Genomic DNA, 21,094 nt, shown 5'->3' with positions numbered 1-21,094 from the left:
GGGAGAAACCAAGAAAAGGGGCAAGGAAACACACCCCCCCCTCCCCCCCCTCCTCCCCCCCCCCCCCCCCCCTTCTACCAGCGGTAGCGGAGGGATTTGAACCCTCGGTGACTTGCGCCACACTCGCTTTCGAGGCGAGCTCCTTCGGCCGCTCGGACACGCTACCGAGGGAGACCCTACAGCACGGGGCGGCCTGGGCAGAAATCGGTATTCGGTGGGACTCCCCACGCGGTCAGCGGGTCCGGAAGAACTCCGTGAGCTGCCGCGCGCACTCCTCGGCCAGGACGCCCTCCACTACCTCGGGGCGGTGGTTGAGGCGCCGGTCGCGGACCACGTCCCAGAGCGAGCCGGCCGCACCCGCCTTCTCGTCGCGGGCGCCGTAGACGACCCGGTCGACCCGGGACAGGACGATCGCGCCCGCGCACATCGTGCACGGCTCCAGCGTGACCACGAGCGTGCAGCCGGTCAGCCGCCAGTCGCCCGCGCGCCGCCCGCCGACGGCCTCACCGGTGGCGTCCGGCGACCCGGCCTCCCGCAGCCGTGCGGCCGCCCGCCGGATGGCGAGCACCTCGGCGTGGGCCGTCGGGTCGCCGCCGGCCTCGCGCTCGTTGTGGGCGGCGGCGAGGACCGTACGGCCGTCCGCGGCCAGCACGACGGCGCCGACGGGGACGTCCCCGCCCCGGACGGCCAGTTCGGCCTCCTCCAGGGCGAGGCGCATCGGGTCCCGCCAGCGGTCGCGTACCGGGTCGAAGCCCTCGGGGCCCGCGGGACGCCCGGGGGTTCCGGGGTGCCCGGGGGCCTCGGGCGTCCGGCCCTCATCCCTCGGTGCGGTCAGCGGACGGTCTCCAGGACCTCCGCCGCGCCGAGGGCCTCGGCGATCACACCCAGCGCGTCGTCGGACAACGTCTTCAGCTCCTTCTCGCCGATACCGAGGTCGTCGAGGATGCCCGAGTCGCCCACCGGGCCGTGCGGCACGGCGTCGGCGGAGGCGCCGTCGGAGTCGGCGCCGTCGGCGGAGTCCTCGTCCTCGCCGTCCTCGGTTCCGTCGAGGTCCAGGGTGTCCAGGTCGTCGTCACCCGGGTCCCGGCCGAGCAGTTCGTCGGTGAGCAGGATCTCGCCGTACGAGCTGCGGGCGGCGGCAGCGGCGTCGGAGACATAGACGCGCGGGTCGTCCTCACCGTCCACACGGACGATGCCGAACCACGAGTCCTCCTGCTCGATGAACACGAGGACCGTGTCATCTTCGTCGCCGGAGGACTCCCGGGCCAGTTCGGCCAGATCGGACAGGCTTTCCACATCGTCGAGCTCTGTGTCGCTCGCTTCCCACCCGTCTTCGGTGCGCGCGAGCAGTGCGGCGAAGTACACCGTGACTCTCCCACTGGTCAGAGGCGTGCCGGTTGGGGGTCCCCCCGGCGGAGGTTGCGGGCGGGGAGAGCTCAGGCTCCGAGCCCCACCCACTCGGAATCGTGGCAGAAACAAGGCGTCCAGGGGACGTCTTCGGCTCCCTGTGTCCGGCAGTTTCGATCGCGGCCGTGCGATCGACTCACCAGCGCACTCGTTGCCGCCACGTGCGGATCGTACGCGGGTTCAGCCCGGGTCCGCGCACGCCCGACCCGGTCAACACCCGTGACAGGCGCGGATCTTCCCGTTTCCGCCGCCGACTTTCCGACCTGGGATTCTCTACCAGCGGAACGTGCGCATGCGCATCGCGTGGCGCAGCCGGGCGGCCTTGGCCCTGCGCGGCTGGACCCGGTCACGCAGCTCGCGGGCCTCGGCGAGTTCGCGCAGGAACCGGGCGCGTCGCCTCCGGCGCTCGGCGTCGCTCTCCGGCGCGCTCTCCTCGGCGCCGGGCCCGGCCGTACCGCCGGCGCCCTCGCGGCCCTCGTGGTCAGGCAGATCCCGCATCGGCACACCACCCCAGCCCAGTCCGTCCCTCCCACTTTCCCCCGACCGGGCGGTTTGACGCCAGCGCGCGGGGACAGGCCGCGCGGTTACTGTTATGGGCATGCGTCTCCACGTCGTCGACCACCCTCTGGTCGCCCACAAGCTCACCACCCTGCGCGACCAGCGCACCGACTCCGCGACCTTCCGGCGTCTCGCCGACGAACTGGTCACCCTGCTCGCCTACGAGGCCACGCGGGACGTACGCACCGAGCAGGTCGACCTCGACACGCCGGTCGCCCGGACCACCGGCGTCAAGCTCTCCCACCCGCGCCCGCTGGTGGTGCCGATCCTGCGGGCCGGTCTCGGCATGCTGGAGGGCATGGTGCGGCTGCTGCCGACCGCCGAGGTGGGCTTCATGGGCATGATCCGTGACGAGGAGACGCTCCAGGCCTCCACGTACGCGACGCGGATGCCGGAGGACCTCTCCGGGCGGCAGGTGTACGTGCTGGACCCGATGCTGGCGACGGGCGGCACGCTGGTCGCGGCGATCCATGAGCTGATCAAGCGGGGGGCCGACGATGTGACCGCCGTCGTGCTGCTCGCCGCGCCCGAGGGGGTCGAGGTGATGGAGCGGGAGCTGGCGGGGACGCCGGTGACCGTGGTGACGGCGTCCGTGGACGAGCGGCTCAATGAGCACGGGTACATCGTGCCGGGGCTGGGGGATGCGGGGGACCGTATGTATGGGGCTGCCGAGTAGGGCGGTGCCCTGCTTTTCGGGCGGTGAGGGGTGCGGGTTGCCTGCGGCTGCCGGTCCGTTGTGGCCGGTCGCGCAGTTCCCCGCGCCCCTTACGGCTTTGCGCCGTTCCCGGCGCGCCTGACAGTTCTGTGGGATCTGCGTGCGGCTCAGGGCTTTGCGCAGTTCCCCGCGCCCCCAGGGGCTGCGTGGTTCCTCGCGCGCCTGACAGTTCTGGGGGATCTTGGCGCGGCTTAGAGCTTTGCGCCGTTCCCCGCGCCCCTAAAAGATTGCGCAGTTCCTCGCGCCCCTGAAGATTGCGCCGTTCCCCGCGCCCTGAAGATCGCGCGGTTCCTCGCGCCCCCAAGAGACTGCGCCGTTCCGCGTGCCCTTGAAGACCCCGCTGGGGTCAGCAGGTGTTTTTGTTGGTGGGGGCCGGGGCCTTGAGGTTGGTGAGGGTTTGGGCGGCGGTTGTTGTGGGGGTGAGGGTGCGGAACCTGTCGCCGATGATGAGGTCCAGGGTGGTGTTCTTGCGGGCCGCGTCCGTGCGGGGTTCGGCGCCGGTGAGCTGGGCCGCGAGGACCGGGAGCGCGGTGTCCCGGGCGGAGGCGGGGCCGAGCAGGAGGCCGATGCCCTTGACCTTCTTGTCGAACTCGGCGGCCGCGTTGCCCACGTCGCCGATGCGGAAGCCGCGCTTCTTCAGCTCGTCCGCGGTCTGCTTGGCCAGGCCCGCGCGGGTCGTGGCGTTGAAGACGTTGACGGTGATCCGGCGGGGCTCGGGCAGGACCTTGGCCGCACCGGGGGAGGGACTGGCCTTGGTGGCGCAGTCCGCCTTGGGCCCGGCCGCGCTGGCCTTGTCGCCGTCGCCGCCGGAGAAGACGTCGATGAGCTGCAAGGTGCCCCACCCGGCCGTCCCGAGAACGGCGAGGGTGGCGACGGCCGCGAGGACGCGCCGGGCGCGCCGCCGGGGGCGGCGCATTCGCGGGTATTTGTCCCCCGTGATCCGGTACTGGCCGCCCATGCCGGGGGGAGTCAGCATGCTCATGGGCGCAGCGTAGTGCGACGCGGCGACGATGCCTACTAGATGATCATTCGACGCTGCGCGGTCCAACCCGAAAGGGCCAACAGCGGGCCGGCGGGTTGAGGTCCCGAGAGGCCTGGTGAAGCCCTGGAAGGCCTCGAAAAGCCCTGGTGCAGGCCCTAGTCCAGCTCCAGCACGCGCGCGTGCAGCACCTGGCGCTGCTGGAGCGCGGCGCGGACGGCGCGGTGCAGGCCGTCCTCCAGGTAGAGGTCGCCCTGCCACTTCACGACGTGTGCGAACAGATCGCCGTAGAAGGTGGAGTCCTCGGCGAGGAGGGTCTCCAGGTCGAGCTGCTGCTTGGTCGTCACGAGCTGATCGAGGCGGACCGGGCGCGGCGCGACGTCCGCCCACTGCCGGGTGCTCTCCCGGCCGTGGTCGGGGTACGGCCGGCCGTTTCCGATGCGCTTGAAGATCACACGGAAAGCCTACCGGTCAAGACCTTCCGGGCGCAGCCATGGAGACGCAGTGCGACCCTGGAAAAGATGCCGTGAACCGGGTCGAATCGGAACAGGGGTCCGCCATGAGCGACCGCGAGACCATGCCCGGGGCCGTCGCGCCCGAGGCTCCGGGCAGCGCCCCGGCCCTGCCCGAGGAGGCGTTGCGGATCGCCGCCGGGTACGCCTTCAGCGGCCCCGCGCTGGACCTGGGCGCCCTGATCTGGGACGGGCACTGCCTGCCCGACGCGCAGGTGCGCGTCCCGTTGCCCGTGCTCAACCGGCACGGCCTGGTCGCGGGCGCCACCGGCACGGGGAAGACCAAGACGCTCCAGCTGATCGCCGAGCAGCTCTCGGCCCAGGGCGTGCCGGTGTTCCTCGCCGACGTGAAGGGCGATCTCTCCGGCGTGTCCGCGCCCGGCGCCGAGGGCGACAAGGTCCGCTCGCGGGCCGCAGAGGTCCAGCAGCGGTGGACGGCGACCGGTTTCCCGGCCGAGTTCTACGCGCTCGGCGGCATCGGCCACGGCATCCCCGTACGGGCCACCGTCACCGGCTTCGGGCCTCTGCTGCTGTCGAAGGTGCTCGGGCTCAACCGGACCCAGGAACAGTCCCTCGGCCTGATCTTCCACTATGCCGACACCAAGGGCCTGGAGCTGGTCGACCTCAAGGACCTGCGCGCGGTGGTCGCCTTCCTCGTGTCCGACGAGGGCAGGCCGGAACTGCGGGACATCGGCGGGCTGTCCACCGCCACGGCCGGGGTGATCCTGCGCTCGCTGACCGCCTTCGAGGCGCAGGGCATGGGCGACTTCTTCGGCGAGCCGGAGTTCGACACGGCGGAGTTCCTCCGCACGGCGGCGGACGGGCGCGGCGTGGTCTCGGTGCTGGAGCTGCCCGCCGTGCAGGACAGGCCGCAGTTGTTCTCGACGTTCCTGATGTGGCTGCTGGCGGACCTCTTCCACGACCTGCCCGAGGTCGGCGACGCCGACCGGCCGAAGCTGGTGTTCTTCTTCGACGAGGCGCATCTGCTGTTCGACGGGGCCTCCAAGGCCTTCCTCGACGCGATCACGCAGACCGTGCGGCTCATTCGCTCGAAAGGAGTCGGGGTGTTCTTCGTGACGCAGTCGCCGAAGGACGTCCCCTCCGACGTGCTCGGGCAGTTGGGCAACCGGATCCAGCACGCGCTGCGCGCCTTCACCCCGGACGACCAGAAGGCGCTGAAGGCCACGGTGAGGACTTTCCCGGATTCGGCCTACGACCTGGAGGAGCTGCTCACCGGCCTCGGCACCGGCGAGGCCGTGGTGACCGTCCTCGGCGAGAGGGGCGCGCCGACGCCGGTCGCCGCGACCCGGCTGCGGGCCCCCGAGTCGCTGATGGGGCCGGTCGACGCGGCCGGGCTGGACCGCGCGGTGACGGGATCGCCGCTGTACGAACGTTATGCACAGGCTGTGGACCGAGAGTCGGCGTACGAGAAGCTGGCCGAGGGGAAGCCGGAGCATCCGGGGGAGCGGGCGGCGGAGAGGCCCGCGGACGCGCCGCGCGGGAGGCGGGAGGAGGCCGGGTCCGCTCCCGGGGACGAGCGGTCCATGGTGGAGCAGGTCATGAGCAGCGGCATGTTCAGGTCGCTGGCCCGGTCGATCGGCACGCAGATCGGACGGGAGATCACCCGCTCGGTCTTCGGCACGGCCCGCAGACGCCGCTGAACAGGGTCCGTTGCGGGGCGACGCCACTGAACCGGGGCCGCCGGGGCCGAGTCGCGTTCCGGGTCCTGCCTCGCGGCTCCTAGCCGCGCATCCGGGGCGGGTCCCGTGTCGCGGTGAGCCGGGCGTCCGTGTGGGACGCCCGGCCCGCTTCAGCGGGACTCTCGCCGCTTCACCGGAGGCCGCGGCTCGGGCCGCTTGCTCTCCGGCTTGGGCGCGCCGCGTGCGGCCTCGGCGCGCAGCAGGGCGCGCAGCACCGCGTAGGGGTCCGAGGGCATCTCGGGTGCTCCTTGTGTCGGGAGGGACAGGGCTGCCTGAGCGGCCCTGTCAGCAGCGCAGCACCACCGTGCGCAGCCCGCGCAGGGCGTACGGCGGCCGCGGCGCCGCCGGGTGGAGCGGGCCGGGTCCGGTGCGGGGCGCCGCCGGGCCGGCCGGGGCCGGGGCGGGGCGCGGGGACGCGGCGGGACGGCGGGCGGAGCGGGCCGGCGGCCTCAGGGCGGAGTCCAGTACGTCGTACTCGACGCTCTCGCCCGGGACGGCCAGGGCCGGCGCGGCGAGACCGCACACCCCCGGGGGCGTGCCCAGGAGCAGGGCGAGCACCAGCACGAGCACCCGCGGCCAGGTGAGGCTGCGGGTCGGGCGCGATGTGGTGCTCATGCCGAGTGCTGTGCCCGGCGAGGGCCCGGCGTGCAGCACTCCGAGACCAAGATCCGCCTGCTTGGACCACACGCGAGGCCCACCTCGGCCCTCTCCCCCGCAGGCCTGAGCCGCCGCTCACACCGTCCGCGGGACCCGCCTGGCACGTCCGCGGATGTAGAACGCCGTGACGATCTCCGTGACGCCGACCACGAGCAGCCAGATGCCCCCGACCAGAGTGAGCACGGCGACCGACTCGAAGGGCGAGTCGATCAGCACGACGCCGGCGACGAACGTGAGCACGCCGAGGGCGATCTGCCAGCCGCGGGCCGGCATCGAGCTGTCCGAGGCGGCGGCCAGCGTCTGGGTGATGCCGCGGAACAGCCAGCCGATGCCGATCCACAGGGCCAGCAGCAGGATCGACTGCATCGGGCCGCGGAAGCAGAACAGGCCCAGCAGGATCGACAGGGCGCCGCTGACGAAGGCGAGGACGCGCAGCGAGGTCGTCCGGTGGGTGCCGAACGCGGCGACGAGCTGGAGGACGCCGCTGACCAGCAGATGGACGCCGAAGAGAAGGCCGACGACGAACAGTGACGCGTCCGGCCAGACCAGCACGAGGACGCCGAGGACCAGCGAGGCGACGCCCGTGAGCAGGACGATCTGCCAGGCGGCCCGGGACAGGACGTGCAGGGGGCCCTCGAGGGGCGGTTCAGGGGCGTGCGGGCCGTGGTGCGGGGGCGCGCCGCCGTGGACGCCGCGGTCGTCGTGGTCGGGGCCCCAGGGGGAGCCCGTAGGTGCCTCGGTCATGTTTCATGCTTCGGCGGCCGGGCCGGGGCGTGCCACCTGGAGGGGGCCACGGGGGTGGCCGCGCCGCCGGGCTGCCGGGGCGCTCGGGGTCAGGCCTTCTTCACGGCACGGGCCGCCTTCGCCGCGGCCTTCATCTCCTGCTTGTGGGCACGGACCTTGGCGAGGGACTCCGGCCCCGTGATGTCCGCGACGGAACGGAAGGCGTCGTCCTCGCCGTAGGCCCCGGCGGCCTCGCGCCAGCCAGGGGGACGTACGTCGAGCTGCTTGCCGAGCAGGGCCAGGAAGATCTGCGCCTTCTGCTTGCCGAAGCCGGGCAGGTCCTCCAGGCGGCGCAGCAGTTCGGGCCCGTCGCCGACGCCCTTCCAGACGAGTTCGGCGTTGCCGTCGTAGTGCTCGACGAGGTAGCGGCTCAGCTTCTGGACGCGCTGGGCCATGGAGCCCGGGTAGCGGTGCACCGCGGGCTTCTCCGAGAGCAGCGCGGCGAAGTCCTCCGGGTCCTGGGCGGCGATGTCGTGGGCGTCCAGGTCGTCCGCGCCGAGCCGGTCGGCGATCGTGCGCGGGCCCTTGAACGCCCACTCCATCGGTACCTGCTGGTCCAGCAGCATCCCCACCAGCGCGGCGAACGGGCTGCGGCCGAGCAGGGCGTCGGCTTTCGGATCCTGGGCGAGGTGCAGCGTGGCGTCCATGACCCCGATCATCTCTCTCCCGGCGTCAGCTCTCCACGTGAGCGCCGCTGAACGCCGGGCCGCGGCGGGCACCGGTCCCGGACGGTGACGCGGGGGCTCCGGACCGTGAGATCCGAGGGGTCGCTGCCCCTGCCCGTGCCCCGGGGGCCGGTCCGGCCGCGGGCGGCGACCCCGGCCCCCCGGTGCCCTGCCGGGTCGCGTACGATTCCGGCACACTTCACTTAGGCAAGGCTTACCTAAAACACAAAGGGGCGAGGGTGACCACCGAGATCTACCGGGACGCCTGGGGCATCCCCCATCTGCGCGCCGACGGCGTCCTCGCGCTCGCCCGCGCCCAGGGCCGGGTCACCGCCCGCGACCGGGCCTGGCAGCTGGAGGTCGAGCGGCACCGGGCCCAGGGCACCACGGCGGCGTTCCTCGGCCCCGAGGCCGTCGCCTGGGACGTCTTCGCCCGCCGGCTGCGCCTAGCCGACACCGCCCGGCGGTGCGCCGCGCGCCTGGAGGAGACGGACCCGGAGAGCGCGGCATGGGTCCGGGCGTATGTGGAGGGAGTCAACGAGGGCCTCGCGGAGGTGGCGGACGGTACGGCCCCGGCCGGGGCACCGGAGTTCGCCCGGGCCGGGCTCGCGCCGGGCCGGTGGGAGCCCTGGACGCCGTACGCGATCTGGCTCAGCGCGCACATCCCGTTCGCCGGGTTCCCCTCCAAGATCTGGCGGGACCGGCTCCGCCGCCACCTCGGCCCCGAAGCCGTCGCCCTGTTCGCCACCGACGGCCCCGGCACCGCGGGCAGCAACGGCTGGCTGCTGACCGGCGACCGCACCGTCACCGGGCGGCCCCTGCTCGCCGGCGACCCCCACCGCTTCATCGAGGACCCCGGCGTCTACCAGCAGATACGCCTCGCCTGCGAGGAGTTCGACGTCGTCGGCCTCGCCGTGCCCGGCGTCCCCGGCATCGCCCACTTCGGTCACGCCGGAGCCGTCGCCTGGTCCATCACCCACGCCATGGCCGACAGCCAGGACCTCTACCGCGAGCGGCTGCGCCGCACCGGCGCCGGTGTCGAGGCGCTCGGCCCCGACGGACTGTGGCACCGTGCCGCCCTGCACACCGAGACCGTCGAGGTCGCGGGAGAGGAGCCGGTGCGGGTGGAGATCATCGAGACCGACCGGGGCCCCGTCGTCGAGGGCGGCCCCGAGGGCCTCGACGACGGCACCCCGCTCGCCCTCAGCCTGCGCTACGCCGCCCGCGTCACCGCCGACCTGGGCTTCTCCGCCCTGCTGCCGCTGCTGCGCTCGCGCACCGTCGCCGACATCGACCGGGCCGCCGACCGCTGGGCCGAGCCCGTCAACGTCCTCCAGGCAGCCGACACCGACGGAGGCACCCTCCACCGTGTCGCCGGCCGGGTGCCCCTGCGCCCCGCGTCGCACGGGACCGGCGTGGTCGACGCCTGGGAGGACGGCCACGCCTGGCAGGGCTGGCACGAGACGCCCCGCGCGGCCGTCCCCGGCCGGGGCGCGGCCGTGATGGCCAACGAACGCGGCCTCGCCGCCCCCCTCGGCGTCGAGTTCGCCCCGCGCCACCGCGCCGACCGGATCGCCGAACTGCTCGCCGGTAAGGAGAAGTGGGCGGTCGCCGACATGCCGGCGATCCACATGGACACCCGGCTGGCCTCGGCCGCGGCCCTGCTCGAGCAGATCGAGAACATCCGCGCACCTCTCGGCCCCGAGGCCGCCGCCCTGCGTGAGCGTCTGCTGCGCTGGGACCGCCGGATGGACGCGGACAGCCGGGACGCCGCCGCCTACGCCGCCCTGCGGACCCGGGTCGTACGGGCCCTCGCCGCGCAGCCCGCCTTCGCCGAGCTCGCCCGGCCGACCGCGCACTCCGAGGTCCTGCTGCCCTGGCTCGCCCTCCTCCCGCGCGTCGGGTTCGCGCTGGAGAACATGCTCCGGGCGAAGGACCTGTACGGCATCGACCGCGAGGCAGTCGTCCGCGAGGCCCTGGAGGAGACCGCCGCGCGGCCCGGCGCCGCCTGGGGCGACACCCACCGCCTCGCCCCCTGGCGGGCCCTGCCCGACGCCGCGCCCGACGAACCGGGCCTGTCCGGCGACCACGACTGCGTGCTGTGCACCTCGGCCGTCCCCGGGGTCACCGACCTCGCCGCCCGCGCCCCCGCCGCCCGCTTCGTGTGGGACCTCGCCCGGCGCGAGGACAGTCGCTGGATCGTGCCCTTCGGCGCCTGGGGCGTCCCCGGCTCGCCCCACCACCGCGACCAGCTGCCGCTCTGGCTCGCGGGCGACCTCGCCCCGGTCGTCACCGACTGGGACCAGCTCACCAAGGAGACCGATGTCTGACCCGTACGCCGCCCGCACCGCCGTCCACGAACAGCGCGTCGACGGCTTCGGCCTCTTCCGCGTGCTGCGCCTCGACGCCGCCGCCGACGCCCCGGTCCTGCACGGCTGGGTGAGCGAGGAACGCGCCGAGTTCTGGGGCATGGCCGGCCTGACGGTCTCCCAGGTCGAGGAGATCTACGCCCACATGGACACCCTCGACACCCACCACGCCTTCCTGCTGGAGCGGGAGGGCGAGGCCGTCGCCCTCTTCCAGACCTACGAGCCCGAGGCCGACAGGGTCGGCGAGTGCTACGACGTCCTCCCCGGCGACATCGGCGCCCACCTGCTCCTCTCCCCCGCCGGATCCGGCGGCGCCCGGCCCGGCTGGACCCGCGCGCTGACCTCCGTGATCACCTCGTACGTCCTGCTCACCCTGGACCGGCAGCGGGTCGTCGTCGACCCCGACGTCCGCAACGCCAAGGCCGTCGCCCTGTTCAGCAGGCTCGGCTTCGAGAACGGCCCCGAGGTCGTCCTGCCCGAGATCGACCTCCCGGACGTGTACCTCCCCGAGAAGAAGGCCCAACTCGCCTTCCTCGCAAGGGCGGTAGCCTTCCCGGCATGACGCCGGAGGAGCTGGTCGCGCAGTACGGTCTGGAGCCCATCCCGCTCGAAGGCGGACTGTTCCGTCGCACCTGGACCGGCCCCGAACGCCCCGACGGCCGTCCGGAGGGCACGGCCATCGTCGCCCTCCTCGCCGACGGCGACTACTCCGCCCTGCACCGCCTGAAGTCCGACGAGGTCTGGCACTTCTACCTCGGCGACCCGCTCGAACTGCTCCTCCTCGCCCCCGACGGCGGCACCGCCACCCGGGTGCTCGGACCGGACCTCCGCCGCGGCCAGCGGCCCCAGCTGACCGTCCCCGCGGGCACCTGGATGGGCGGCCGGGTCGCCGAGGGCGGCACCTGGACGTTCTTCGGCTGCACGACCACACCCGGCTTCACCTACGAGGACTACGAGCACGGCACGGCCGCGGACCTGACGGCGCGCTACCCCGCCGAAGCGGACCGGATCATGGCACTGTGCCGGCCATGAACGAGCGGCGCGAAGGACTCCTGCGGCACCAGGTGGCCCTGGTCACGGGCGCGGGCGGCGGCATCGGACGCGGCATCGCGCTCCGGTTCGCCGAGGAGGGCGCGGCGGTGGCGCTGCACTGCCGTACGTCCGTGGAGCGGGCCGGCGAGACCGCCGCGCTGATCCGCGCCTCGGGCGGGCGGGCCGTCGTGCTGACCGCCGAGCTGACCGACGAGTCCGCGTGCCGACGGCTGGTGGACGAGGCCGCGCGGTTCGGCGACGGCCGTCTGGACGCGCTGGTCAACAACGCGGGGGTGCAGCCGGTACGGGCCCTGCCCGGAATGCCGGCGGAGGAGTGGCGGGCCGTCCTGGACACCAACCTCACCGGCGTCTTCGCCTGCACCCAGGCCGCGGCGGAGGTCATGCGGGCCCGGTCCGGGAGCGGTTCGGTCACCCACATCGCCTCGGTCGAGGCCCACCGCCCGGCCCTCGGCCACGCCCACTACAGCGCCTCCAAGGCGGCGGTGGTGATGCACGCCCGCGCGGCCGCCGTCGAGTACGGGGAGTGGGGCATCCGGGTCAACAGCGTCTCCCCGGGCCTGATCGACCGCGACGGCCTCGCCGAGGCCTGGCCCGAGGGAACGGCCCGCTGGCAGGCCGCCGCCCCGCTGCGCCGCCTCGGCCGCCCCGAGGACGTCGCCGACGCCTGCGTCTTCCTCGCCTCCCCACTGGCCTCCTGGATCACCGGCCAGGACCTGGTGGTGGACGGCGGGGTGTCCGCCCGGCCCGGATGGTGACGCGGCCGTCCGCCGGCCGGTGGGGGAAGCCCCGCGTCGGCGGGCTCCCGGCCGCTTCAGGGGCGCGGGGAACTGCGCGACCGGCCACGACGAACCCGCACGTCCGAGCGTTCCGTACCGGTCGGCATCGGATGCTCCCGCGTGCGCGGGCTCCCGGCCGCTACGGGAAGTCCCGCGTTCCCCCGCCAGGGCGACGATCCCGAACCCGGCTGAACACAACGCCGCCCCCGTACGTACACGTACACGTGCGCACACGGCATGTCCTCCTGCTGGTCCCCCTCCTGCTGACCCTGCTGTTCGCCCCGGCCACCCCGGCCGCGGCCCACGCGGCGCTCCGCAGCACCACCCCCACGGACGGCACGGTCCTCGACACCGCCCCCCGTGACCTCACCCTGACCTTCACCGAGCCGGTCGCCCTGCTCGACGGCTCGATCCGGCTGCTGGACCCCGGCAACCACCGCGTGGAGCTGCCGGAGCCGACCCACGGCCCGGAGGGCGACAGGACGGTCAGGGTCGGCCTGCCCGAAGGGCTGGGGCGGGGCACGTTCACCGTGGCCTGGCGCGTGGTCTCCGCCGACAGCCACCCCGTGTCCGGCGCGTTCACCTTCTCCGTGGGCGAACCCACCCCCACCACGGCCGCCCCGGACCTCGCCCAGCCCGAGCACCCCGCCACCACGGCCCTGCACAACGCGGCCCGCTACCTCGCCTACCTCGCCGCCGCCCTGCTGCTCGGCACCGCCGTGTTCACCGCCGTGTGCCGTCCGGCCGACCCGGGCCGGCTGCGGCCCCTGCTCCGCACCGGCTGGTGGGCGCTCCTCGCGGCCACGGTCGCCCTGCTGATGCTGCGCGCCCCGTACGAGGCGGGCACCGCCCCCTGGACCGGCCTCGACGCCGACGCGCTGAACCGCACCCTCAGCGGCCGCCCGGGCCGGGCCCTGCTCGCCCGGCTGGCCCTGCTGGCGGCCGCGGCCCTCTACCTGAGGAAGCCGGCCGCCCGCCGCACCCCGGCCACGCACGCCGTCGGCGCGGTCCTGGCCACGGGCCTCGCCCTGACCTGGGCGGCGGCCGAGCACGCCTCCGCCGGAATCCAGGTCCCGGCGGCGATGACCTCCTCGGTGCTGCATCTGCTGGCCATGGCGGTCTGGCTCGGCGGACTCGCGGCCCTGCTCCGCGGCACCCCCTCCGCCGAGACGACGACCCGCTTCTCCCGGCTCGCCCTCACCTGTGTCGGCGTCCTGGTGGTCACCGGGGTCTACCAGTCCTGGCGCGGCCTCGGCTCCCTCGACGCCTTCACCGGCACCGCGTACGGCCGCGTCCTGCTCACCAAGCTGGGCGTGGTCGCCGTACTGCTCACAGCGGCGGCGTTCTCCCGGCGCTGGACGACCCGCCTGGAGCGGACCACGACGACCACGACAGCCATGGCAGACGCGGCAGCCATGGCAGCCACGACAGCCACGGCGACCACGAAGGCCACGGTGGCGGCGACGGCGGAGTCCGAGGCGGCCGTCCGCGCCCGCACCCCGCAGCCGGTCGGCGGCCCCGGGACACCCGCCCCGGACGAACCCGCCCCGGACGAACCCGACCGGGACGAACCCGCCCCGGAATCGTCGGCGTCAGAGCCCTCGGCCCCCGAACCCCACACCCCCGACCCCGCCGCCCTGCGCCGCTCCGTCCTCGCCGAGGCCACCCTCGCCGTGCTGGTCCTGGTCGTCACCACCGTGCTCACCAGCACCCTGCCCGGCCGGGCCGTCGCCGAGGCGGCGGCGCCCGCGCGGCAGGAGCAGGTGACCTCGACCGCGACCGTCCCCTTCGACGTCGGCACCCCCGGTGGGCGGGGCAAGGTCCAGGTCTCCCTGGACCCGGCGAGGGCCGGCGCGAACTCGGTCCAGGCCGTGGTGTTCGGGCCGGACGGCGGTTTCGCCACCGTTCCCGAGCTGCGGATCTCCTTCACCCTGCCCGCCCAGGACCTCGGCCCGATCGACGCGCGGCTGACCGACCGCGGCGGCTACTGGGCCACCGACGACGTCACCCTGCCCCTCGCCGGCACCTGGACGATGAAGGTCACCGTCCGGGTCTCCGAGGTGGACCAGGTGACCGAGAGCACGAAGGTGCGTATCGGAGGCTGACGGGGTCAGCCGAACGGATGACCCGGACGGGCCGAACCAGGGGAACAATGGAGGTGTTTGCCCAGTTCAGCGCAGTCCGGGAAGGCCAGATATGACTCCAGGGGAGGAACGGGACGACACCCGCGCCCTCGCGGTCGTCATGCACACGGCCTTCTTCGTGCTGCTGGCCGCGTCCCTGGCCCGCTATCTCGCCCGGCACGCCGACGAACCCCGCACCCCCTGGGTCATCGCCCTGTCGGTGCTGCTCGCGGCGCTCTACGTCCTCGGCCCGGCGCTCGGCACCCGGCTCACCGCCCGCCGGCTGGTCTGGCTCGGCGCGGTCGTGGCCGCATGGGCGGTGCTCGTGGTCCTCGCCCCCAGCTTCGCCTGGAGCGCGGTCCCCCTGTTCTACACCGGGCTGCGCACCCTGCCGCCGCGTGCCGCGGTGACCCTGGTCGCGCTGCTCACGGCCCTGACCGTGGCCGCCCAGCTGAAGCTCGCGGGCTGGGCCGACCCGAACGTCCTGCTCGCGCCGCCCGCCGTGGCCGCCGTCGCCACCGCCGTCTTCGTCGTGATGGAACGGCAGGCCGCCCGGCAGCGCGACCTCATCGACGACCTCGTCCGCACCCGCCGCGAACTCGCCGCCACCGAGCGCCGCGAGGGCACCCTCGCCGAACGCGAGCGGCTCGCCCGGGAGATCCACGACACCCTCGCCCAGGGCCTGTCCAGCCAGCGCATGCTGCTCCAGGCGGCCGACCGGGTCTGGGACGGCGCCCCGGACACCGCGCGCGGCCATGTCCGCACGGCCGCCTCGATCGCCGAGAGCAACCTCGCCGAGGCCCGCCGTTTCGTGCACGACCTCACCCCGGCCGACCTCGCCGACGCGGGCGGCCTGTCCGAGGCGCTGCGCGCGGTCGCCGAGCGGGAGAGCGGGGCCGGGCTGACCGTCCGGGTGCACACCGAGGGCCAGGTGCCCGCGCTTCCCGCGCCCGTCGCGTCGGCGCTGCTGCGGATCGCCCAGGGTGCCCTGGCCAACGTCCGCGAGCATGCGCACGCCACCGCCGCCACGCTCACCCTGACCTGCCTGGACGACCAGATCGTGCTGGACGTCGCCGACGACGGCAGCGGCTTCGACACGGGGGCGGCCGCCGCCGAGCCGTCCACCGCCCGCGGCTACGGCCTGCCCGCCATCCGCGCCCGGCTGCGCCAGCTCGGCGGCACGCTCACCGTGGAGTCCGCCCTCGGCGAGGGCACCGTCCTGTCCGCCGCGATCCCCCTGGAGCCGAAATGACCCGCATCCTCGTCTGCGACGACCACGTCGTGGTCCGCGCGGGCCTGCTCGCCCTGCTCGCCAGCGCCCCGGACATCGAGGTCGTCGGCGAGGCGGGCAGCGGCGAGGAGGCGATCGCCCTGACCCGCAAGCTGGCCCCGGACGTCGTGCTGATGGACCTTCAGCTGGGCCCCGGCATCGACGGCGTGGAGACCACCCGCCGGATCGTCGCCGCCCGCACCGGCGACAGCCCGCACGTGCTCGTCCTGACCACGTACGACACCGACGCCGACATCACCCGCGCCATCGAGGCGGGGGCGACGGGCTATCTGCTGAAGGCCGAACGCCCCGAGGAACTGTTCGCCGCCATCCACGCCGCCGCCGAGGGCCGCACCGCGCTGTCCGCGCCGGTCGCCGGCCGGGTCATGGCCCAGATGCGCAGCCCCCGCCCCACCCTGACGCCCCGCGAGCGCGACATCCTGACCCACCTCGCCCAGGGCCTGCCCAACCGCGAGATCGCCCGGGCCCTCTTCATCAGCGAGGCCACCGTCAAGACGCACCTGCGCCGCATCTACGACAAGCTCGGCGTCGACACCCGCGCGGCGGCCGTGTCGGTGGCGAAGGAGCAGCGGCTGGTGCCGTAGGGCGACGCGGGCAGGCGCGGGGTGACGTGGGGAGACGCGAGGGGCCGTCAGAGGACGGCGATCCCGAGCGGCCGGTTGCCCGCGGGCAGCCGCCGTGTCCGGCCCGAGGCCAGGTCCACGACCGTGATGCCGTCCCAGTACCCGTCGCGGGTGAACCCGCCGGTGACATAGGCGGTCCGGCCGTCCCGGGACACCGCGACGTCCTCGTGCGGGCCCTGGAGCGGGTGCACGCGCTCCCGTCCGTCGGGCGTGCGCACGGTCAGGGACGGACCCCCGTCGGCCGCCGGGTCGATCGGCCCGGTACCCACCACGAGCAGGGTCCCGCCGGGCGTGACGGCGACGCCGTGCTGATGGGTGTTCGCCGTCATCGGCTCGACCCGGACGCGCCCCGTGCGCGGGTCGACCACGGCCAGCCGCTCCCCCTCGAACGGCAGCAGCAGCCGACCGTCCGAGGGCCGTACGGCGGCGTAGTGCGGCTTGAGCCAGGAGCCGAGCCCGCCCTCGGTGCCGTACGGCGCGACCTCGATACGGCGCGGACGGCCGCGGGCCGGGACCACGGTGACGTCGAAGGAGTCGTGGCCGGTGACGTACACCTCCGCGCCGTCGGCGGAGACGTCCACGTCGAAGGGGCGCCGCCCGACCGGAACCGTCCGCACGACATCGCGGGCGGCGGTGTCGACGACCTCCAGGACGCCGTTGCCGCCGGGGACGTTCACACCGACGTAGGCGTACCGCCCGTCGGGCGCCAGCGCGAGGCCCATGCCGCCGCCCCGGTACTCGCCGTACGCGGGCGGCCCCAGCCGGGAGGGCGGGGTGCGGTACGGGACGAGGGCGAGCCGGCGGCGGGTACGGGTGTCGATCACGGCGACGCCCTCGGCGGCCGCGGCCCAGGCCGTGCCGTCCGCGCCGACCGCGAGCCCGTAGGGCGCGGTACCGGCCTCGACGGAGCCGACGGGACCCCGGGCCGGATCGACGAAGGTGACGGTGTCCGCGCCGAAGTCGGTGACGAGCAGCAGCTCGCCGGAAGGCACGGCGGACGGAGCGGACGGAGTGGACGGAGTGGACGGAGCGGGCGTACGGCTCTCCGTCCGGGCCGGGGCCGGCGTACGGCCCCGCTGTTCGCTCCCCGCCGGTGTGCAGGCGGAGGCGGCGGCGACGCCGAGGGCGGCGAGGAACGCGCGGCGCTTCACGACGCGCGCCGCAGCAGGGCGGCGATCTCGGTGAAGCCCCGCCGCTCGGCGTGCTCCAGGGGCGTGACGCCGTCGCCGTCGGGCAGCCCCCGGGTGGCGCCCGCGGCCAGCAGCAGTTCGACGATCTGCTGATGGGCCCGGCCGCCGTCGCCGAGGATGACCGCCTCCAGCAGAGCGGTCCAGCCGAGCCGGTTGACGTGGTCGACGTCGATGCCGGTCTCGTCCAGCACGGCCCGGACGTAGGCGACATGGCCGCGTTCGGCGGCGGGGATGAGGGAGACGCCGCCGTAGCGGTTGCGCAGGGTCAGGTCGGGGCCGTGGGGCAGCAGCAGTCGCATCATGGCGACGCTGCCGGTGACGCCGGTGACCAGCCAGGGGCTGTCCTGCCGGTCGTCCTGCGCGTTCGGGTCGGCGCCCGCGTCGAGCAGCGGCCGCGCGGTGTCCACATGGTCGGCGAGGGCGGCGAGCAGCAGCGGGGTCCGGCCGTGCCCGTCCCGTACGTCCACGGCGACCCCGGCCTCCAGGGCGAGCCGCACTCCGGCGGTGTCGCCGAGCCCGGCGGCCTGCAGCAGTTCGTGGTCGAAGGCGGTCATGGCGCTCCTCCTGGGTGCCCTGCGGGCGCGTCCCGGCAGTACGGCTCTGATCATCGTCGTCCTCCGCGCACGGAGCCGGGCCCACCGAGGAGGCGGGCCCGGCCACGGGTCACTTGGCGAGCGAGGCGGCGCCGGCCTGGGCGTACTTCTCGTCCAGGTCGCCGGACGGGGCGCCCGCGACACCGATGCCCGCGACCGGGGCGCCCTTGGCGGTGACGGGCGCGCCGCCGCCGAGGAACAGGGTGCCGGGGATGTCCTTCAGGTTCGGCGCCTGCTCCAGGCGCTTGGCCAGCTCGGAGGTGGGGGCGTTCCAGGAGACGGCGGTGAACGCCTTGCGCTCGGCGGACTCGTAGGACTGCGGGCCGGCGCCGTCGCCGCGCAGGGTGACGATCGTGTTGCCGTTGCGGTCGACGACGGCGACCGAGACGCGCTGCCCCTCCTTCTCGGCGGCGTCCAGCGCGGCCTGCGCGGCCTCGGTGGCGGCGTCGATCGTCAGGTGGGTGGAGGCGGTGGTGTTGCTCTGCGCGACGGCGACCGGCGCGGCGGTCTTCGGGGCGTCGGCGGCGTTGGCCGCGACCGTGCCGAAGGTGCCCGCGGCGAGGGCCGCGACCACTGCACCGCCGGCGAGAACGCGGGCGCGGGTGGACAGGTGCTTCTTACGAGCGTGCTGCATGGCGGGGGAGCCCTTCGTATGTGCCTCGTGCCTGACACGGCCGTCGGCGGTCCGTTCGCTCGGCCTGTCGTCGGCCTCGCCTTGCTTCGATCCTGGGCCCGCCAAGGGCTCCGACCGGTCGACGGAGAGGCTCGGCACGGGACACGGAACGGATGACGAAGGAGTCGTCCGTTCGGATGAGGCAGGGGCGGTGACCTGCGTGAACGACCAGACCTGAGGCCCCGCCGCTGCTCTCGCCTCCGCGCGACAGGGCCGGAGGCCTCGCCGCCGACTGCCGCTTCAGCGCGGCACCAAGGGACACGTCCTCGCCTCACCGGCCGGCCGGCCGCGAAACGTCGAAGGGCCCCACCGCGAACGGTGGGGCCCTTCGACATCGTGCCCGGTGAGGCACTGGCGGAGGATACGAGATTCGAACTCGTGAGGGGTTGCCCCCAACACGCTTTCCAAGCGTGCGCCCTAGGCCTCTAGGCGAATCCTCCGCTGGGAACATTACATGACCCGGAGGTGTGCTCGCGAACTCGTTCCCGCTGGCCGCGATCGGGTACTGTGGGCGCAGCCCCTCACGCGGCGCTATCTGACTGAACTCCCCCAGGGCCGGAAGGCAGCAAGGGTAGGTCGGCTCTGGCGGGTGCGTGGGGGGCGTCTGCGTTCCCGGGTCCCGGCCGGCTCCGGGGCGGTCCTTCGTGAGGCTTCGTGGTCCTTCGCTGGGGTCGTGGGGCTTCGTGGTGCTTCGTGGGCGAGCCCACCGGCTTCCCGGCTCCGCCCGGCATCCGCCGCCGCCGCTCCCGCGCTCCGGCCGCGCCGCCGTCACCGCTGCTCCCGCTCCCGCCGGGCGGTCCGCTTTGTCAGTGGGCGCCTATAACCTCGTAGGCGTGTCGTCTCTCGCGCTGTACCGCCGCTATCGCCCGGAGTCGTTCGCCGAGGTCATCGGGCAGGAGCATGTCACCGACCCGTTGCAGCAGGCGCTGCGGAACAACCGGGTCAATCACGCGTACCTGTTCAGCGGTCCGCGCGGCTGTGGCAAGACGACCAGCGCGCGCATCCTCGCCCGCTGCCTGAACTGCGAGCAGGGTCCCACCCCGACGCCCTGCGGCGAGTGCCACTCCTGCCGCGACCTCGCGCGCAACGGCCCCGGCTCGATCGATGTCATCGAGATCGACGCGGCCTCCCACGGCGGTGTGGACGACGCCCGTGACCTGCGGGAGAAGGCCTTCTTCGGGCCCGCCCGCAGCCGCTACAAGATCTACATCATCGACGAGGCACACATGGTCACGTCGGCCGGTTTCAACGCGCTCCTGAAGGTCGTCGAGGAGCCCCCGGAGCATCTCAAGTTCATCTTCGCCACGACGGAGCCCGAGAAGGTCATCGGAACCATCCGCTCGCGGACCCACCACTACCCCTTCCGGCTCGTGCCGCCGGGCACCCTGCGGGAGTACCTCGGCGAGGTGTGCCAGAAGGAGGACATCCCGGTCGCGGACGGGGTGCTGCCGCTGGTCGTGCGCTCCGGCGCCGGTTCCGTGCGTGACTCGATGTCCGTCATGGACCAGCTCCTCGCGGGCGCGGGGGAGCAGGGTGTGACGTACGCCATGGCCACCTCCCTCCTCGGGTACACCGACGGCTCCCTGCTCGACTCCGTCGTCGAGGCCTTCGCCACGGGTGACGGCGCCGCCGCGTTCGAGGTCGTCGACCGCATCATCGAGGGCGGCAACGACCCGCGCCGCTTCGTCGCCGACCTGCTGGAGCGGCTGCGCGACCTGGTCATCCTGGCCGCCGTTCCCGACGCCGCCGACAAGGGGCTCATCGACGCCCCGGCCGATGTCATCGAGCGGATGCTGGCCCAGGCGAGCACCTTCGGCGCCGCCGAGCTCAGCCGCGCCGCCGACCTGGTCAACGAGGGCCTGACCGAGATGCGCGGCGCCACCTCGCCGCGCCTCCAGTTGGAGCTGATCTGCGCGCGCGTGATGCTCCCCGCCGCCTACGGCGACGAGCGTTCCGTCATGGCACGCCTCGACCGCATCGAGCGAGGCGTCAGCTTCTCCGCGGGCGCCCCCGCGGGGATGCCCGCGATGGGATACGCCCCCGGCCCCGGGGCGCACGGCTCGGAGGCGCCGCAGGGCGCCCCCGCCGCCGCTGTCCCGTCGGCCGCTGTCCCGCCCGGCGGTGGAGCCGCCGCGGCGCGCGCTGCCGTTCGCGCGGCCGGTCCGGGCGCTCCCGCCCCGGCGGCTCCCGTGGCACCGACGGCTCCCGCGGCACCCGCACCGGCTCCCACGCCCTCCGCCCCGGCCCCTGCTCCCGCGCCTGCACCCGCCGCCGCCGACTACGGCGGTCCCGGGGGGGGGGGGGGGGGGGGGGGGGGGGGGGAAGGGGGGGGGCGGGGGGGGGGGGGGGGGGGGGGTGTTTGGGGGGGGGGGGGGGGGGGGGGAACACCCCCCCCCCCCAACCCCCCCCCCCCGACCCACCACCTAC

General features: G+C 74.4%; 22 protein-coding genes, 2 tRNA genes and 1 other RNA gene. 11 read left to right on the top strand and 14 right to left on the bottom strand.

Features of this window, described 5'->3' with window-relative positions:
• Window positions 1-81 precede the first annotated feature (81 nt).
• The 4 genes from ACZ6SQ_RS30580 to ACZ6SQ_RS30565 form a co-directional block, all read right to left on the bottom strand.
• Window positions 82-166: transfer RNA gene (locus ACZ6SQ_RS30580), tRNA-Ser, on the bottom strand.
• Window positions 167-232: 66 nt separating this feature from the next.
• The gene (locus ACZ6SQ_RS30575) at window positions 233-718 is read right to left on the bottom strand and encodes a nucleoside deaminase (protein WP_469567747.1); all 486 of its coding nucleotides are present in this window, start codon (window positions 716-718) and stop codon (window positions 233-235) included.
• Window positions 719-831: 113 nt separating this feature from the next.
• Window positions 832-1,365: a tRNA adenosine deaminase-associated protein gene (locus ACZ6SQ_RS30570; protein WP_469567744.1), complete on the bottom strand. Its 534-nt coding sequence runs from the start codon at window positions 1,363-1,365 to the stop codon at window positions 832-834.
• A 315-nt stretch (window positions 1,366-1,680) separates the two neighbouring features.
• Window positions 1,681-1,905 carry a hypothetical protein gene (locus ACZ6SQ_RS30565; protein WP_469567741.1) on the bottom strand — a complete coding sequence of 75 codons (225 nt, stop codon included), beginning with the start codon at window positions 1,903-1,905 and terminating at the stop codon, window positions 1,681-1,683.
• 100 nt (window positions 1,906-2,005) lie between these two features.
• Here ACZ6SQ_RS30565 and upp point away from each other — a divergent pair, with 100 nt between their 5' ends.
• Window positions 2,006-2,641 carry a uracil phosphoribosyltransferase gene (upp, locus tag ACZ6SQ_RS30560; RefSeq protein WP_386385117.1) on the top strand — a complete coding sequence of 212 codons (636 nt, stop codon included), beginning with the start codon at window positions 2,006-2,008 and terminating at the stop codon, window positions 2,639-2,641.
• A gap of 385 nt (window positions 2,642-3,026) precedes the next feature.
• On the opposite strand, the gene ACZ6SQ_RS30555 is transcribed toward upp, so the two are convergent.
• Together ACZ6SQ_RS30555 and ACZ6SQ_RS30550 are read right to left on the bottom strand one after the other, a co-directional pair.
• Complete coding sequence (locus ACZ6SQ_RS30555; protein WP_469567736.1) at window positions 3,027-3,662, bottom strand: LytR C-terminal domain-containing protein; 636 nt, start codon at window positions 3,660-3,662, stop codon at window positions 3,027-3,029.
• Between the two features lie 155 nt (window positions 3,663-3,817).
• On the bottom strand, window positions 3,818-4,114 hold the full coding sequence (locus ACZ6SQ_RS30550) for a type II toxin-antitoxin system VapB family antitoxin (RefSeq protein WP_004943146.1): 297 nt from the start codon (window positions 4,112-4,114) through the stop codon (window positions 3,818-3,820).
• A 104-nt stretch (window positions 4,115-4,218) separates the two neighbouring features.
• On the opposite strand from ACZ6SQ_RS30550, the gene ACZ6SQ_RS30545 reads away from it, so the two are divergent.
• Window positions 4,219-5,832: a helicase HerA-like domain-containing protein gene (locus tag ACZ6SQ_RS30545; RefSeq protein ID WP_469567733.1), complete on the top strand. Its 1,614-nt coding sequence runs from the start codon at window positions 4,219-4,221 to the stop codon at window positions 5,830-5,832.
• 149 nt (window positions 5,833-5,981) lie between these two features.
• Here the strand turns inward: ACZ6SQ_RS30545 and ACZ6SQ_RS30540 are convergent, their stop codons facing one another.
• From ACZ6SQ_RS30540 to ACZ6SQ_RS30525, 4 genes are all read right to left on the bottom strand, one after another.
• Window positions 5,982-6,107, bottom strand: coding sequence for a hypothetical protein (locus ACZ6SQ_RS30540; RefSeq protein WP_386385109.1), 126 nt, complete (start codon window positions 6,105-6,107; stop codon window positions 5,982-5,984).
• A 49-nt stretch (window positions 6,108-6,156) separates the two neighbouring features.
• The gene (locus ACZ6SQ_RS30535) at window positions 6,157-6,486 is read right to left on the bottom strand and encodes a hypothetical protein (protein ID WP_469567729.1); all 330 of its coding nucleotides are present in this window, start codon (window positions 6,484-6,486) and stop codon (window positions 6,157-6,159) included.
• Between the two features lie 117 nt (window positions 6,487-6,603).
• A complete protein-coding gene (locus ACZ6SQ_RS30530) occupies window positions 6,604-7,272 on the bottom strand; it encodes an HdeD family acid-resistance protein (RefSeq protein WP_469567726.1) in 669 nt (222 codons plus the stop codon).
• Window positions 7,273-7,361: 89 nt separating this feature from the next.
• Complete coding sequence (locus ACZ6SQ_RS30525) at window positions 7,362-7,958, bottom strand: HhH-GPD-type base excision DNA repair protein (protein ID WP_469567723.1); 597 nt, start codon at window positions 7,956-7,958, stop codon at window positions 7,362-7,364.
• 257 nt (window positions 7,959-8,215) lie between these two features.
• On the opposite strand from ACZ6SQ_RS30525, the gene ACZ6SQ_RS30520 reads away from it, so the two are divergent.
• The 7 genes from ACZ6SQ_RS30520 (at window position 8,216) to ACZ6SQ_RS30490 (ending at window position 16,172) form a co-directional block, all read left to right on the top strand.
• Window positions 8,216-10,306: a penicillin acylase family protein gene (locus ACZ6SQ_RS30520; RefSeq protein ID WP_469567720.1), complete on the top strand. Its 2,091-nt coding sequence runs from the start codon at window positions 8,216-8,218 to the stop codon at window positions 10,304-10,306.
• A complete protein-coding gene (locus ACZ6SQ_RS30515) occupies window positions 10,299-10,907 on the top strand; it encodes a GNAT family N-acetyltransferase (RefSeq protein ID WP_469567717.1) in 609 nt (202 codons plus the stop codon). Before ACZ6SQ_RS30520 ends, ACZ6SQ_RS30515 begins: the two co-directional genes overlap by 8 nt.
• Window positions 10,904-11,377 carry a cupin domain-containing protein gene (locus tag ACZ6SQ_RS30510; protein ID WP_469567714.1) on the top strand — a complete coding sequence of 158 codons (474 nt, stop codon included), beginning with the start codon at window positions 10,904-10,906 and terminating at the stop codon, window positions 11,375-11,377. Before ACZ6SQ_RS30515 ends, ACZ6SQ_RS30510 begins: the two co-directional genes overlap by 4 nt.
• On the top strand, window positions 11,374-12,153 hold the full coding sequence (locus tag ACZ6SQ_RS30505; protein ID WP_469567711.1) for an SDR family NAD(P)-dependent oxidoreductase: 780 nt from the start codon (window positions 11,374-11,376) through the stop codon (window positions 12,151-12,153). The genes ACZ6SQ_RS30510 and ACZ6SQ_RS30505 overlap by 4 nt, the downstream gene beginning before the upstream one ends.
• A 245-nt stretch (window positions 12,154-12,398) precedes the next feature.
• Window positions 12,399-14,279 carry a copper resistance CopC/CopD family protein gene (locus ACZ6SQ_RS30500; protein ID WP_469567708.1) on the top strand — a complete coding sequence of 627 codons (1,881 nt, stop codon included), beginning with the start codon at window positions 12,399-12,401 and terminating at the stop codon, window positions 14,277-14,279.
• A 91-nt stretch (window positions 14,280-14,370) separates the two neighbouring features.
• Entirely contained in the window at window positions 14,371-15,549 is a 1,179-nt protein-coding gene (locus ACZ6SQ_RS30495; protein ID WP_469567706.1) for a sensor histidine kinase, read from the top strand.
• Window positions 15,546-16,172, top strand: coding sequence for a response regulator (locus tag ACZ6SQ_RS30490; RefSeq protein ID WP_386385087.1), 627 nt, complete (start codon window positions 15,546-15,548; stop codon window positions 16,170-16,172). The genes ACZ6SQ_RS30495 and ACZ6SQ_RS30490 overlap by 4 nt, the downstream gene beginning before the upstream one ends.
• 47 nt (window positions 16,173-16,219) lie before the next feature.
• Here ACZ6SQ_RS30490 and ACZ6SQ_RS30485 read toward each other — a convergent pair whose 3' ends face one another.
• The 4 genes from ACZ6SQ_RS30485 to ACZ6SQ_RS30470 all read right to left on the bottom strand — a co-directional run bounded on the left by ACZ6SQ_RS30485 (window position 16,220) and on the right by ACZ6SQ_RS30470 (window position 19,107).
• Window positions 16,220-17,362: a YncE family protein gene (locus ACZ6SQ_RS30485; RefSeq protein ID WP_469567703.1), complete on the bottom strand. Its 1,143-nt coding sequence runs from the start codon at window positions 17,360-17,362 to the stop codon at window positions 16,220-16,222.
• Window positions 17,359-17,955 carry an ankyrin repeat domain-containing protein gene (locus ACZ6SQ_RS30480; protein WP_469567701.1) on the bottom strand — a complete coding sequence of 199 codons (597 nt, stop codon included), beginning with the start codon at window positions 17,953-17,955 and terminating at the stop codon, window positions 17,359-17,361. The genes ACZ6SQ_RS30485 and ACZ6SQ_RS30480 overlap by 4 nt, the downstream gene beginning before the upstream one ends.
• Before the next feature lie 109 nt (window positions 17,956-18,064).
• Complete coding sequence (locus ACZ6SQ_RS30475) at window positions 18,065-18,628, bottom strand: GlcG/HbpS family heme-binding protein (RefSeq protein ID WP_469567699.1); 564 nt, start codon at window positions 18,626-18,628, stop codon at window positions 18,065-18,067.
• Between the two features lie 391 nt (window positions 18,629-19,019).
• Window positions 19,020-19,107 (bottom strand) — tRNA-Ser (locus tag ACZ6SQ_RS30470).
• Between the two features lie 73 nt (window positions 19,108-19,180).
• On the opposite strand from ACZ6SQ_RS30470, the gene ffs reads away from it, so the two are divergent.
• Both ffs and ACZ6SQ_RS30460 read left to right on the top strand, forming a co-directional pair.
• An RNA gene (ffs, locus tag ACZ6SQ_RS30465) (signal recognition particle sRNA small type) lies at window positions 19,181-19,275 on the top strand.
• 225 nt (window positions 19,276-19,500) lie between these two features.
• On the top strand, window positions 19,501-21,094 hold a 1,594-nt coding region (locus ACZ6SQ_RS30460; RefSeq protein WP_469567697.1), incomplete at its 3' end, for a DNA polymerase III subunit gamma and tau.

The organism is Streptomyces sp. NPDC048600 (assembly GCF_055587025.1).
Note: the sequence above shows the minus strand (reverse complement) of the source record. Positions and strands in the feature narration are given on the sequence as shown.